This is a genomic window from Pseudomonas trivialis, assembly GCF_001439805.1.
Lineage (GTDB): Bacteria > Pseudomonadota > Gammaproteobacteria > Pseudomonadales > Pseudomonadaceae > Aquipseudomonas > Aquipseudomonas trivialis.
The window spans coordinates 1-14,083 of sequence record NZ_JYLK01000002.1 but is presented as its reverse complement, the minus strand read 5'-3'; the positions used below and the strand labels follow the sequence as shown (position 1 = coordinate 14,083).

General features: G+C 63.9%; 13 protein-coding genes. 8 read left to right on the top strand and 5 right to left on the bottom strand.

Features of this window, described 5'->3' with window-relative positions:
* Positions 1–33 precede the first annotated feature (33 nt).
* The 5 genes from cmoB to TU79_RS03420 all read right to left on the bottom strand — a co-directional run bounded on the left by cmoB (position 34) and on the right by TU79_RS03420 (position 5,910).
* Positions 34–990 carry a tRNA 5-methoxyuridine(34)/uridine 5-oxyacetic acid(34) synthase CmoB gene (gene cmoB, locus TU79_RS03440; protein ID WP_057006736.1) on the bottom strand — a complete coding sequence of 319 codons (957 nt, stop codon included), beginning with the start codon at positions 988–990 and terminating at the stop codon, positions 34–36.
* Entirely contained in the window at positions 987–1,730 is a 744-nt protein-coding gene (gene cmoA, locus TU79_RS03435; protein WP_057006735.1) for a carboxy-S-adenosyl-L-methionine synthase CmoA, read from the bottom strand. Before cmoA ends, cmoB begins: the two co-directional genes overlap by 4 nt.
* An 80-nt stretch (positions 1,731–1,810) precedes the next feature.
* Complete coding sequence (locus TU79_RS03430) at positions 1,811–2,200, bottom strand: protease inhibitor I42 family protein (protein WP_057006734.1); 390 nt, start codon at positions 2,198–2,200, stop codon at positions 1,811–1,813.
* Positions 2,201–2,390: 190 nt separating this feature from the next.
* The gene (gene lon, locus TU79_RS03425; RefSeq protein ID WP_057006733.1) at positions 2,391–4,811 is read right to left on the bottom strand and encodes an endopeptidase La; all 2,421 of its coding nucleotides are present in this window, start codon (positions 4,809–4,811) and stop codon (positions 2,391–2,393) included.
* Positions 4,812–4,920: 109 nt separating this feature from the next.
* On the bottom strand, positions 4,921–5,910 hold the full coding sequence (locus TU79_RS03420) for a GntR family transcriptional regulator (protein WP_057006732.1): 990 nt from the start codon (positions 5,908–5,910) through the stop codon (positions 4,921–4,923).
* Between the two features lie 312 nt (positions 5,911–6,222).
* Between TU79_RS03420 and TU79_RS03415 the strand changes: the two genes are divergently transcribed.
* The 8 genes from TU79_RS03415 (at position 6,223) to TU79_RS03380 (ending at position 13,856) form a co-directional block, all read left to right on the top strand.
* Positions 6,223–7,545 (top strand): amidase, encoded by a 1,323-nt coding sequence (locus tag TU79_RS03415; protein ID WP_057006731.1) that lies wholly within the window; start codon positions 6,223–6,225, stop codon positions 7,543–7,545.
* A gap of 11 nt (positions 7,546–7,556) precedes the next feature.
* Positions 7,557–8,435 carry a polysaccharide deacetylase family protein gene (locus TU79_RS03410; protein WP_057006730.1) on the top strand — a complete coding sequence of 293 codons (879 nt, stop codon included), beginning with the start codon at positions 7,557–7,559 and terminating at the stop codon, positions 8,433–8,435.
* Between the two features lie 27 nt (positions 8,436–8,462).
* Positions 8,463–9,803 (top strand): MFS transporter, encoded by a 1,341-nt coding sequence (locus tag TU79_RS03405; protein ID WP_057006729.1) that lies wholly within the window; start codon positions 8,463–8,465, stop codon positions 9,801–9,803.
* Between the two features lie 10 nt (positions 9,804–9,813).
* Positions 9,814–10,575: an SDR family NAD(P)-dependent oxidoreductase gene (locus TU79_RS03400; RefSeq protein ID WP_057006728.1), complete on the top strand. Its 762-nt coding sequence runs from the start codon at positions 9,814–9,816 to the stop codon at positions 10,573–10,575.
* A 78-nt stretch (positions 10,576–10,653) separates the two neighbouring features.
* Positions 10,654–11,403, top strand: a complete 750-nt coding sequence (locus TU79_RS03395; protein WP_057006727.1) for an SDR family NAD(P)-dependent oxidoreductase — start codon at positions 10,654–10,656, stop codon at positions 11,401–11,403.
* A 13-nt stretch (positions 11,404–11,416) separates the two neighbouring features.
* On the top strand, positions 11,417–11,713 hold the full coding sequence (locus TU79_RS03390; protein ID WP_057006726.1) for a hypothetical protein: 297 nt from the start codon (positions 11,417–11,419) through the stop codon (positions 11,711–11,713).
* Positions 11,710–12,684: a CobW family GTP-binding protein gene (locus tag TU79_RS03385; RefSeq protein ID WP_057006725.1), complete on the top strand. Its 975-nt coding sequence runs from the start codon at positions 11,710–11,712 to the stop codon at positions 12,682–12,684. The genes TU79_RS03390 and TU79_RS03385 overlap by 4 nt, the downstream gene beginning before the upstream one ends.
* A complete protein-coding gene (locus tag TU79_RS03380; RefSeq protein WP_057006724.1) occupies positions 12,681–13,856 on the top strand; it encodes an ABC transporter substrate-binding protein in 1,176 nt (391 codons plus the stop codon). Before TU79_RS03385 ends, TU79_RS03380 begins: the two co-directional genes overlap by 4 nt.
* Positions 13,857–14,083 lie beyond the last annotated feature (227 nt).

Below are 14,083 nucleotides of genomic sequence, written 5' to 3'. Positions count from 1 at the left end.
CAGGTGATGTTCATTAGTCAGGGACGTTGTGGTTTATTTCCTGGCGATGATCACCGCCCGCATCGGCGCCGGCAGCCCTTCGATGGTTTTGCTGTGATCTTGCGGATCAAGAAAATCACTCAGCGACTGGTACTTCATCCACTCGGTCCCGCGCTGCTCCTGCACCGTGGTCACGCTCACATCCACGCAGCGCACCTCGCTGAACCCGGCGCGGCGCAGCCATAGCATCAGGGCCGGCACCGAGGGCAGGAACCACACGTTGCGCATCTGTGCGTAGCGGTCTTCGGGCACCAGCACCTGTTGCTGGTCGCCGTCCACCACCAGGGTTTCCAGCACCAGTTCGCCGCCCTTGACCAGGGTGTCCTTCAACGCCAGCAGGTGCTCGATGGGCGAACGCCGGTGATAGAACACGCCCATGGAAAACACCGTATCGAAGCCTTCGAGGTTCGCCGGCAAGTCTTCGAACGGGAACGGCAGGTGCCAGGCCCTGGGTTCGGACAGGTAGCGTTGCACCGCCTGGAACTGGCAGAAAAACAGCCAGTTGGGGTCCACGCCGATCACGCTGTCGGCACCGGCGCCGAGCATGCGCCACATGTAGTAGCCGTTGCCGCAGCCCACATCGAGGATACGTTTAGCTTTCAAGTCCAGGTGCGGCGCCACCCGCGACCATTTCCAGTCCGAGCGCCATTCGGTGTCCACGTGCACGCCGAACAGGTGGAACGGCCCTTTGCGCCACGGGCTCAGGCCCATCAGGGCGGTGTGCATCTGCGCGCGGGTCTGGTCGTCGCAATCGGTGTCCAGCGTCAGGCCGTTCAACAGGTCGACGGTGCTCGGCTGGATGGCCGGCAGCGCATCCAGCGCACTTTGCCAGCGCTCCAGGTCGCCGTGGCCTTTTTCCATCTTGCTATCGAGCTGCGCTTGCAGGCCCTGGGCCCACACGGCCAGAGGGGTGCCGACCAAGTGGCGGGCGAGGGGGGACAGATCAATCATGGCAAGGCAATCAACGAGGCAAAGTTTAGACACTGAAACCACGGCACCACGCTTGAGAACCCGGCCGCCAGCAGGCGTTCGCGGTGTTCTTCGAGGCTGTCGGGCTTCATGACGTTTTCGATGGCGCTGCGCTTCTGGGCGATTTCCAGTTCGCTGTAGCCGTTGGCGCGTTTGAACGCGATATGCAGGTCGGTGAGCAGCGCATGTTCCTGCGCGTCATTGAAGCGCAGCTTTTCCGAGAGGATCAGCGCACCGCCCGGCACCAGCGCCTGGCGAATGCGCGCGAGCAAGGCCAGGCGCTCGTCCGGGGCGATGAATTGCAGGGTGAAATTCAGGGCCACCACTGACGCCGGCTGGAACTGCAAAGCGAGGATATCGCCTTCGATCACCTCAACCGGCAGCAGCTCCTGGAACATCGAGTCCTGGCCATTGAGGTATTCACGGCAACGCTCGACCATCGCCGCCGAGTTATCCACCGCGATCACCCGGCAACCGTCCGTGCGCACATGGCGGCGCAAAGCCTGAGTGACGGCGCCGAGGGATGAGCCCAGGTCATAGAGCACGCTGCTCGGCTGGGCGAACTGCGCCGCGAGTACGCCGAGGTTTTCGACGATGGTCGGGTAACCCGGCACCGAGCGCTTGATCATGTCCGGGAACACCCGCACCACGTCCTCGTTAAAGGCGAAGTCCGGCACCTGGGGCAAGGGCTGGGCGAATAGGCGATCGGGTTCTTTGCTCACGGTTGTTCCGGCGACGAAAGGGAAGGGCCGGCATTTTAGCCAACTTGGCCCGTCGGTGCGCGGGTTGTCTGATGGGGGGCCTAGTTCACCGTAATGGCGCAGTCGAAGGTGTCGATGGGCTCGGCTTCCGGCTCCCACGGTTGCTGGGAGGTCAGGCGCAAACGGCCCTGCCCGGCGGCGAAGGCCTGGAACCGCCAGGTGGACTGGCCGCCGCCACCGATCACGCCAGATTCGCTGCTGCTGTAAACCTCGGGGCTTAACGCGCGCAACACGCCGCCGGCCGAATCCTGAATGGCCCAGCGGTAGCCGGTGGTGGGGTTGCTCGGCAGGGTGACGATCAGGTTCTGACCGGATTTGAGCTGCAGCGGGCAGGCGCTCTGGTCGTCCACGGTGATGTTTTGCTTCGGCGCGCTGGCGCACGCGGACAACAAGGCAAGGCTCAAGGGGAGAAACAGGCGGGCAACGGTCATGGGGGCTCCGGTTGTACATGACGAAGGGCGAGCATAACCGAAGATGGAGCGAGGTGTGACAGGCGAGGTGTGTGGTGTGGCGGATGGCGCTATCGGGAGCAAGCCCCCTCCCACATTTTGAAGTGTGAATACCTTCAAGTGTGGGAGGGGGCTTGCTCCCGATGAGGCCCTTACCGGCACTGCATAACGATCAGAACAGTACTTTGGCCACATCCGCAAAGCGCTTGGCAAAGTGCACCGTCATGCCTTCCTTCAGGTACTCCGGCAACTCTTCGAAACTGCCACGGTTGGGCTCGGGCAGGATCAGCTCATGGATCTTCTGGCGCCGCGCCGCGATCACCTTCTCGCGTACCCCGCCAATCGGCAGCACGTGCCCGGTCAGCGTCAGTTCGCCGGTCATGGCCACGCCTTTTTTCGGCGCCTGGTTGCGCGCCAGCGACAGCAGCGCACTGGCCATGGTCACGCCCGCGCTCGGGCCGTCTTTTGGCGTGGCGCCTTCCGGCACATGCAAGTGCACGAAGGCTTCGTCGAAGAACTTCGGGTCACCGCCAAACGACTTCAGGTTGGAACTGATGTAGCTGTAGGCAATTTCGGCGGACTCCTTCATCACGTCGCCCAACTGTCCGGTGAGCTTGAAGCCACGGTTGAGCGTGTGGATGCGCGTGGCCTCGATCGGCAGGGTCGCGCCGCCCATGCTGGTCCAGGCGAGGCCAGTAATCACACCGGTGCCGGACAGCACTTGCTCATTGCGAAACACCGGCATGCCCAGTGAGCTTTCCAGGTCCTTGTTGCCGATCTTGATCACCGAGTCCGGCGCATCCAGCAGCTTGACCACCGCCTTGCGCACCAGTTTGCCCAGTTGCTTCTCCAACTGGCGCACCCCGGCTTCACGGGCGTAGCCGTCGATCAACGCACGCAGGGCGCCGTCGCTGATGGTCAGGCTGTTTTTCGCCACGCCGGCTTTTTCCAGCTGCTTGGGCCACAGGTGGCGCTTGGCGATGGCGACTTTTTCTTCGGTGATATAGCCCGACAGGCGAATCACTTCCATGCGGTCCAGCAACGGGCCGGGAATCGAATCCAGGGTGTTGGCGGTGCACACGAACAGCACTTTGGACAGGTCCAGGCGCAGGTCGAGGTAATGGTCGAGGAATTCGACGTTCTGTTCCGGGTCGAGGGTTTCCAGCAGGGCCGAGGCCGGGTCGCCCTGGAAGCTCTGGCCCATCTTGTCGATCTCGTCGAGCATGATCACCGGGTTCATCACTTCCACATCCTTGAGCGCCTGCACCAGCTTGCCCGGCAGGGCGCCAATGTAGGTGCGGCGGTGGCCCTTGATCTCGGCCTCGTCGCGCATGCCGCCGACGCTGAAGCGGTAGAACGGCCGGCCCAGAGACTCGGCGATGGACTTGCCGACGCTGGTCTTGCCCACGCCCGGCGGGCCCACCAGCAGCACGATGGAGCCGGCGACCTCGCCTTTGTAGGCGCCCACCGCGAGGAACTCAAGGATGCGGCTCTTGATGTCGTCCAGCCCGGCGTGGTGTTTGTCCAGCACCTTGCGCGCGTGCTTGAGGTCGAGCTTGTCCTTGCCGTACACGCCCCACGGCACCGAGGTGGCCCAGTCGAGGTAGTTGCGCGTGACCGCGTATTCCGGCGAGCCGGTTTCCAGGATCGACAGTTTGTTCAGTTCTTCATCGATGCGTTTTTTTGCCTGGGTGGGCAACACCTTGCCCTCCAGGCGCTGCTCGAACTGCTCGACATCCGCGCTGCGGTCGTCCTTGGTCAGGCCCAGCTCCTGCTGGATGACCTTGAGCTGTTCCTTGAGGAAGAATTCGCGCTGGTGCTCGCCGATCTTGCGGTTCACCTCGGCGGAGAGCTCCTTCTGCAAGCGCGCCACTTCCACCTCTTTGCGCAGCATCGGCAGCACTTTTTCCATGCGCTTGAGCATGGGCACGCAGTCCAGCACTTCCTGCAACTCGTTACCGGTGGCCGACGTGAGCGCGGCGGCAAAGTCGGTGAGCGGCGACGGGTCATTGGGGCTGAAGCGGTTGAGGTAGTTCTTCAATTCTTCGCTGTACAGCGGGTTGAGCGGCAGCAGCTCCTTGATCGCATTGATCAGCGCCATGCCGTAAGCCTTGACCTCATCGGTCGGCTCGCTCGGCTGGTGCGGGTATTCGACTTCCACCAGATAGGGCGGGCGGTGGTGCTTGAGCCAGGTCTTGATGCGCACACGGGTCAGGCCCTGGGCGACGAATTGCAGCTTGCCGTTCTCGCGGCTGGCGTGGTGCACCTTGACCAGCGTGCCGTACAGCGGCAACGCCGAGGTGTCGAAGTGGCGCGGGTCTTCTGGCGGGGTTTCCATGAAGAACAGGGCCAGGGAGTGGTGATCGGACTTGCTCACCAGCTCCAGGGTTTCGGCCCACGGTTCTTCGTTGACGATCACTGGCAGCACTTGCGCCGGGAAGAACGGGCGGTTGTGGATCGGGATGATGTAGACCTTGTCCGGCAGGTTTTGTCCAGGCAGCGCCAGCCCGGTATTGGACGAAGCGGATTCAGCGTTTTCGGGGTCGGCGTAATCGTTGATGTCGTCATCAGGGAAATCTTGCTGGTCGCTCATGGGGCACCTGCATAAGGAAGTATGGTGCTTAGATGGGGCGGGGCAGCGAGGGTTTCAATGGCGCGGTGGCGATAGCAACATATTGCATAAAATAACCGGCGTGACGCCGTCAGCTGATTTTGTGCAGGTAGGCAGGCAGGGGCTGTTCCGGCAGTACCGACAACACTTTCAAACGCTGCAACATCCGCTGACTGGCACGTTGCAGGTGCTCGCGCAGGTTCAACGCGGCCGCATCCACCGCGCCGTGCAGCAACAACTCCAGAATCAGGCGATGTTCGGCCAGCATCGCCGGGTCGGCGCCGATGCCGAGCAGACGATGGAAAATCCGGCTGATGATCATCGGGCTCTGGCCCTGGCGAATCAGTGCGGCCATCTTGCGGTTCTGCAGACCCGCCAGGCAGCGCTGGTGCAAGTCCTCCTCGATCTGCTCGATGGCCTGCAGGCTGCACTGCGGGTTGTCTTGTGCTGCCAGCACCCGTTGCAGCATCGCCTGCAGTTCCTCGCGGTCGAGGTTCGGCGCGCTCTGGCGCAGGGCTTCGGGCTCAAGGCACGCGCGCAGTTCGTAGTCTTCGGTGACTTCGCGCGCGGTCAGCGGGCCGGCCAGCCACTGCGAGTAAGGCTCCTTTTCCACCAGGCCACGGTCGCGCAGGCGCATCAAGGCTTCGCGCACCACCGCGCGGCTGACCTTGAAATGATCGGCCGCTGCTTGTTCATCCAGGCGGTAATGGCCGAAGGCGATGCAGGTGGACAGCGCCGCGCCGATGTCCTCGACGATGCGCTCGCCCAGCGGCCGTGTATCCACCAACTCGGCTTCGCCGTTGAGGCCCAGGTGTGCATGGCTCAGGGGCAGGCGCAGCGGCTCTGTTGCCAGGTCGTCGGGGTTGATCAGGTAGCCCCGGCCGTTGAAGCGGCAGATCAGCCCTTCGGCGTGCAGCAGGTCCAGCGCCTTGCGCACCGGCACGCGGCTGGTGCCGAACAGTTCGGCCAGCGGCGTCTCCAGCAAAACCAGGCCATGACGCGCGGTGCCGTTGACGATCGAGTCACGCAATACCTGGTGAATCATCGCGTAACGAGAGGCCGGGGCGGACACTGCTTTCATCGGTTTCTCAAGACCTTGTAGGACGGGGGCGGCGGATTCTCTCATAGATGCAGCTGTCACTCTGCGCCACGTCGGCGGCGCTGTTTTGGAGCCGATGTTACTTTTCTGCACCAAAATGTACTTTTTAATCAAAGATACATTATTTCATTCAAGACCCTCGGGGCGCTCAGCGCCAGTATTTTTATCCTACTGCAAAGCATCTAGCCCGTGACTGTGTGTGGAAAGTGCAAAAGCCGTCGCAGAGACTGGCACGAAAGCTGCCTTTATAAAATGTACATTTTATTAATATGTACGTTTATGAGGTTGATCCCGATGTCAGACGCCACTTCAATGGCCGAGGATTTCGCCAGCGGCCGCAACGACCCGGTGCAAGCCCTCGAACAAGCGCTCGAAAAAGCCGCCCGCTCGCCCTCGGTGTTTATCAGCCTGAGCACCGAGCGCGCGCGCCGCGAAGCCGAAGCCGCCGTCGCGCGCTGGCGTGCCGGGCAGCCCTTGAGCCGGTTCGATGGCGTGCCGCTGGCCTGGAAGGACCTGTTCGACGTCGCCGGCAGCGTCACCACGGCGGGCGCCGCCTACCGTCGCCATGCGCCGGCCGCTCTGCTCGATGCGCCGGTGGTCGGCCTGTTATGCCGCGCGGGGATGGTCAGCCTGGGCAAGACCAACCTCAGCGAACTGGCGTATTCGGGCCTGGGCCTGAACCCGCATTTCGGTACGCCGCACAATCCCCATGGCCTTGATCAGCCGCGCATTCCCGGCGGTTCATCGTCCGGTTCGGGCGTGGCCGTCGCCGCCGGTATCGTGCCGATTGCCATGGGCACCGACACGGCAGGCTCGATTCGCATTCCCGCCGCCCTCAACGGTCTGGTGGGTTACCGCAGCAGCAGCCGGCGCTACAGCCGCGACGGCGTGTTCCCGCTGGCACACACCCTCGACAGCCTCGGCCCGCTCACCCGCAGTGTGCGTGATGCGCTGACCCTCGACGACCTGCTGCATGGCCGCACTCGGCAGCACAGTGCCCGCAGCCTCAAGGGCCAGCGCTTTGTGCTGGCACCACAGGACGTCGAACCGGCCGTGGGCAACAACCTGCTGCGCGCCATGGAGCAACTCAAGGCCCGCGGCGCGCTGATCGAAGAGCGCGAATGCCCGCCCTTCCAGGCAACGCTCGACCTGATCAAACACCACGGCTGGCTCGGCGCCTTCGAAGCCTTCGCCCTGCACCAGGCGCTGCTCGACAGCCCCGACGCCGAACAGCTCGACCCCCGCGTACGCCGGCGCCTGGAAGCCGCGCGTGCACTGCCCGCCAGCCAATTGATCCACCTGACCGACGCGCGCCGCCAACTGCAACAGCAACTGCTCGACGACCTCGACGGCGCCGTCCTTATCACCCCCACCGTGGCCCATGTCGCGCCGCCGTTGGCCGCGCTGGAAGCCGACGACGCGTTGTTCGTCAAGACCAACCTCGCCATCTTGCGCCTGACCATGCCCGGCAGCCTGCTCGACATGCCCGGCGTTAATTTGCCCAGCGGCCGCGATGCCCAGGGCCTGCCCACCGGGCTGCTGCTCAGCGCCCCCAGCGGCGAAGACGCACGCCTGTTGCGCGCCGCGTTATCCGTTGAATCCGTACTGAATGTTTAAGGAGACACACCATGGCTAAAGACATCCTCTGTGCATTTGGCGTCGACGTTGATGCCGTCGCCGGCTGGCTCGGTTCCTACGGCGGTGAAGACTCGCCGGACGATATCTCCCGCGGCCTGTTTGCCGGCGAAATCGGCGCGCCGCGCCTGCTCAAACTGTTCGAGCGCTACGGCCTGCGCACCACCTGGTTCATCCCCGGCCACTCGATGGAAACCTTTCCCGAGCAAATGAAAGCGGTGGCCGACGCCGGCCATGAAATCGGCGTGCACGGCTACAGCCACGAGAACCCCATCGCGATGACCGCCGAGCAGGAAGAAATCGTGCTGGATAAATCCATCGAGCTGATCACCCGGGTCACCGGCAAACGCCCCACCGGCTACGTGGCGCCGTGGTGGGAATTCAGCAAGGTGACCAACGAGCTGCTGCTGAAAAAAGGCATCAAGTACGACCACAGCCTGATGCACAACGACTTTCATCCGTACTACGTGCGCAAGGGCGACAGCTGGACCAGGATCGATTACAGCCAGCACCCCGATACCTGGATGAAGCCCCTGGTGCGCGGCGAAGAAACCGACCTGGTGGAAATCCCCGCCAACTGGTACCTCGACGACCTGCCGCCAATGATGTTCATCAAAAAAGCCCCCAACAGCCACGGCTTCGTCAACCCGCGTCACCTCGAAGAAATGTGGCGCGACCAGTTCGACTGGGTCTACCGCGAACACGAACACGCGGTGTTCACCATGACCATCCACCCCGACGTGTCCGGTCGCCCGCAAGTGCTGTTGATGCTCGAGCGCCTGATCGAACACATCCAGAGCCATGCCGGCGTGCGCTTCGTCACCTTCGATGAAATCGCCGACGACTTTATCCGCCGCCAACCCCGAACCTGATTTCACCCCACCCTTGAGGCGCGACCCATGTCCATCTACAACAAGCTTGACCTGACTGGCTGGAAACCCCGGCAACTGTCGTCCCAGGAAGTACGTTTCGCCACCTGGATCGCGTTTTTCGCCTGGGTGTTTGCGGTGTATGACTTCATCCTGTTCGGCACCTTGCTGCCGGAGATCGGCCGGCACTTTGGCTGGAGTGAAGTGGAGCAAGCGCAAATCGCGACCTGGGTGGCGGTGGGCACGGCGGTGGTGGCCTTTGCCGTCGGCCCGGTGGTCGACAAATTGGGCCGGCGCAAAGGCATCATCCTGACCGTGGCGGGCTCGGCCTTGTGCTCGGCGCTCACCGCCATCGGCGGCGCGTGGGGCAAGTCGCCGCTGATCCTGATCCGTTCGCTGGCGGGCCTGGGCTATGCCGAGGAAACCGTCAACGCCACCTACCTGAGCGAACTGTATGGTGCCTTGCAGGATCCGAAGCTGACCAAACGCCGTGGCTTTATCTACAGCCTGGTACAGGGTGGCTGGCCGGTGGGGGCGTTGATCGCGGCGGGATTGACCGCGCTGTTGCTGCCGGTCATCGGCTGGCAGGGCTGCTTCGTCTTCGCCGCCATCCCGGCCGTCGTCATTGCGATCATGGCGCGCAAACTCAAGGAGAGTCCGCAGTTCCAGATTCACCAGCGCATCAGCCAATTGCGCAAAAGCGGCCAGGTGACCGAGGCGCAAAACGTCGCCGTCACCTACGGCGTGGACTACGACGAACACAGCAAGGCCGGTCTCAAAGCCGCCTTCCGTGGTCCGGCCCGTCGCGCCACCCTGGTGATCGGCGCTGCGCTGCTGCTCAACTGGGCCGCGATCCAGGTGTTCAGCGTGCTGGGGACTTCGGTCATTGTCAGCGTGCACAAGGTTTCGTTCGAGAACTCGCTGATCATCCTCGTGCTGTCGAATCTGGTGGGGTACTGCGGCTACCTGACTCACGGTTGGATGGGCGACAAGATTGGCCGGCGCAACGTGATCGGCCTGGGCTGGATGCTCGGCGGGCTGTCGTTCGCCGGCATGCTGTACGGCCCGAGCAACATGCCGACCGTGGTGGGGCTGTACAGCCTGGGCCTGTTCTTCCTGATCGGGCCGTATTCGGCGGCATTGTTCTTTATCAGTGAAAGTTTCCCCACCAGCATCCGCGCCACCGGCGGCGCGATCATCCACGCAATGGGGCCCATTGGAGCCGTGGTCGCAGGGTTTGGCGCCACACAAGTGTTGTCCGCCGGCAGCGACTGGCAGACCGCCGCCCTGTGGTTTGGCGCCGTGCCGTGCTTTTTGTCCGGTGTGCTGATGTTTGCCGCACGCCATGTGCGCCCGGAAACCGTTCAGTAAGGAGTGATCGATGAGTCGCAAAGTGGCTGTGATTACCGGTGCCGCCAGCGGCATCGGCCAGGCGCTCGCGGTGGCCTATGCCCGCGTTGGGGTGGCGGTGGTTGGCGGGTATTATCCGGCTGATCCCCATGACCCGGGCGTGACCGTGTCCCTGGTGGAAGAGGCTGGCGGCGAGTGCCTGATGCTGCCGTTGGACGTGGGCAACACCGCTTCGGTCGACGCCCTGGCCGAGCAGGCGGTGCAGCATTTCGGCCGTCTTGATTACGCGGTGGCCAATGCCGGCCTGCTGCGTCGCGCACCGTTGCTGGAAATGACCGATGCGCTGTGGAACGAGATGCTCAATGTCGACCTGACAGGGGTGATGCGCACCTTTCGCGCGGCCACCCGCCACATGAAGGAGGGCGGCGCGCTGGTGGCGATTTCTTCGATTGCCGGCGGCGTGTATGGCTGGCAGGACCACAGCCATTACGCTGCGGCCAAGGCGGGAGTGCCGGGGTTGTGCCGGTCGCTGGCGGTGGAGTTGGCGCCGCTGGGCATTCGCTGCAATGCGGTGATTCCGGGGTTGATCGAAACGCCGCAATCGCTGGACGCGAAGAACTCGCTGGGGCTGGAGGGGTTGGCCAGGGCGGCGCGGGCGATTCCGCTGGGGCGGGTGGGGCGCGCGGATGAAGTGGCGTCGTTGGTGCAGTTTCTCACCAGTGAAGCGTCGAGCTACCTGACCGGGCAAAGCATCGTCATCGACGGCGGTTTAACCGTGCGCTGGCCCGACTGAGGGATGTACTCAATCCAAGTGTGGGAGGGGGCAAGCCCCCTCCCACATGGGGCCTGTGTTTGTTTGAGGAGAATTTACATGCTCGCTCTCTCTAATCGCCGCGCCGTCATCACGGGCGCCGGCAGCGGCATCGGGGCCGCCATCGCGCGCGCTTATGCTGCCGAAGGCGCGCGTCTGCTGCTGGCCGACCGCAACGCCGCGAGCCTCGCTGAAACCGCGATCACCTGCCGCAACCTCGGCGCCGAAGTGGTCGAGTGCCTGGCCGATGTGGGCACCGTCGAAGGCGCCCAGGCCAGCGTCGACCGCTGCGTCGAACATTTCGGTGGCATCGATATTCTGGTCAACAACGCCGGCATGCTCACCCAGGCGCGCTGCGTCGACCTGTCCATCGAGCAGTGGAACGACATGCTGCGCGTCGACCTCACCAGCGTGTTCATCGCCAGCCAGCGCGCCCTGCCGCACATGCTCGCGCAGCGTTGGGGGCGGATTATCAACGTCGCCTCGCAGTTGGGCATCAAGGGCGGCGCCGAGTTGACCCACTACGCGGCGGCCAAGGCCGGAGTGATCGGTTTCACCAAGTCCCTGGCGCTGGAAGTGGCCAAGGACAACGTGCTGGTCAACGCCATCGCCCCGGGGCCGATTGAAACGCCGCTGGTGGGCGGCATCAGCGCCGATTGGAAACGCGCCAAGGCCGCCGAGCTGCCGCTGGGGCGCTTCGGCCTGGCCGACGAAGTGGCGCCCACCGCCGTGCTGCTGGCCAGCGAGCCGGGTGGCAATCTGTTCGTCGGCCAGACCCTCGGGCCGAACTCCGGCGACGTCATGCCATGAGCGGGGTGTAAGCATGTGCGGACTCTGCGGACTGCTCGGCGAAGACCTGCACTGGAGCGACCCCCTGGGCGACGAAGTGCCCCGGCGCCGCGAACGCCTGCGCCGGATCGCGGCGATCAACCAGGTGCTGGCGGTGTTCAGGCTCAAGGTCGAAGACTTCCAGGGCGCGTCGTACCTGCTGCTGGGGGCCACCGGCAAACAGGAACTGGCGAGCGGTCTGGATCAATTGTGGCAAGCGGCCGAGGCCATGCTCGGACGAGCGCTGGACCCGCTTGATCCACGCCTGCTCGACCATCTGGAGTCAGCATGAGCATTGCCCTTAACGTCATCACCGGTTTTCTCGGCAGCGGCAAGACCACCTTGCTCACGCGCCTGCTGCAAGGTGAAAGCCTCGGCGACACCGCCCTGCTGATCAACGAATTCGGCGATGTGGGCATTGACCACCTGCTGGTGGAAGAAGTCGCGCCGGACACCGTGCTGCTGCCCAGTGGCTGCGTGTGCTGCTCGATTCGCGGCGAGTTGAAAGACGCGCTGCTCGGCCTGCTGCAACGTCGCGAGCGCGGGGACATTCCGCCGTTCAAGCGGGTGATCCTGGAAACCACGGGCCTGGCCGACCCGGCGCCGATCCTCGCCACCCTGAACAACGACGTGCAACTGCGCGGGCGTTTTCATATTGGTTTGGTGATCACCCTGGTCGACGCCAGCCACGCCGCCCTGCAGGAACGCCTGCACCCGGAATGGCTGGCCCAGGTGGCGGCGGCCGACCGTCTGCTGCTGAGCAAGACCGACCTGGTGGACGACTGCGCACCGCTGCGCGCGCACCTGCAGGCGCTCAATGCCGGCACGCCGATCCTCGACACCTACACGATCCACAGCGGCGACCAGTTGCTGCTCGGCGAAGGCCTGCGCAGCGCTGAACCGGCGGTGGAAGTGCGCCGCTGGCAACTGCATCAGGCCACCACCGTCACCCATGGCGACGCGCAAGTGTGCTGCCTCACGTTTGAGCAGCCGCTCGACTGGGTCGGTTTCGGGGTGTGGTTATCGATGCTGCTAAGATGCCACGGCGAACGAATCCTTCGCGTCAAAGGACTGCTCAACGTGAACGCAAGCTCGGCCCCCATTGTCATTCATGGCGTGCAGCACTGCCTGCATGCCCCGGTGCACCTGCCCGCGTGGCCGGGCAGCGACCGCCAGTCGCGACTGGTGTTTATCCTGCGTGGCCTGGACCCTGCGCAACTGCGCCGTTCCTTCGATGTGTTCTCGCGGCGCTTCGCGGCATGATCACCCTGCGCGTGCTCGGCACGTCGGTGACCCTGCTCGAATGCCTGCGGGTGAGGGCGGAGCAGGAACTGGGTATTCGCCTGGTGTACCAGGTGCACGACGTTGCCCAGGCGCAGCGCATCGCGGTGATGCAGCCCGACAGCTACGACCTGTATGACCAGTGGTTCCACAACGTCGATTTCGTGTGGCCGGCGCGGGCGATCCAGCCCATCGACACGCGGCGCATCGCGCTGTGGCACGAGATCAACGACCTGCCCAAGCGCGGTCGCCTGTCGCCCGACGATCGTCTCGGCAGCGGCAGCGTGCCCAGCGAGCGCCTGTTCGTGCAGCACGACGGCAGCCTGGGCAGCAGCGTGACCGAGCGCATCAGCATGCTGCCCCTGACCCACAATGCCGACAGTTTCGCCTACCGCCCCGAGCGCGTGCCCGAAGGGTTCAGTCACGGCAATGAAAGCTGGGGCTGGTTGCTCGACCCGGCCTGGGGCGCGCGCACCGCGCTGCAAAGCGATGCCGCCATCGGCGCGCTGGACGCGGCGCTGGCGGTGCAGGGCGCGGGCCTGGCGCACTTCAAGGACATTGGCAATATGAGCATCGAAGAGATCGATGTGCTGGCTGACATCCTCGTGCGCAAACAGAAGGCAGGGCACTTTGCGGCGTTCTGGTCGGACGACGAAGAAGCGGCGCAATTGATGCTCAGCCCGAATGTGGATATCCAGAGCCTGTGGTCGCCGACCCTGATGCGCCTGCACCGCGCCGGCGTGAAGTACCGGCTGGCGGTGCCGCGTGAAGGTTATCGCGCGTGGTTCGGCGGTTTGTCCCTGTCGCGCCACGCCCAGGGGCCGGTGCTGGATGCGGCGTATGCGTACCTCAACTGGTGGTTGTCGGGCTGGCCGGGTGCGGTGATGGCGCGGCAGGGGTATTACATTGGCAATCCGGCGCGCAGCCGTGATCATTTGAGCGCGGCGGAGTGGGATTACTGGTATGCCGGCAAGCCGGCGCGGGAGCAGTTGCCGGGGAGTGACGGGCTGCCCCTGATCGAGGTGGGGGAGCTGCGTGATGGAGGCGGTTATGAGCAGCGCATGGGGCATATCGCGGTGTGGAATTCGGTGATGGATGAGCATAATTATCTGGTGCGGCGGTGGGGGGATGTGATGCGGGCTCGGTTGGCTTGATTGGGTGTATGTCCGTTATTTGGGTGATGGCGGGTAGGGGTTCCGTCCTTACGACGGGTCACTTTTGCAAAAGAGCCACATTTGGAACTCGGCTCTTTGCGAGAGTGTCAGATTTTTTGTGTTCGGGCCGGTTACGGCCTGCCGTCAGGCAGGCCCTATCTTTACCAGGTTGGCCTGATAAATCGATCTCCGTACAGAATCGCAAATTGATTCATCGCGCTCTTCCA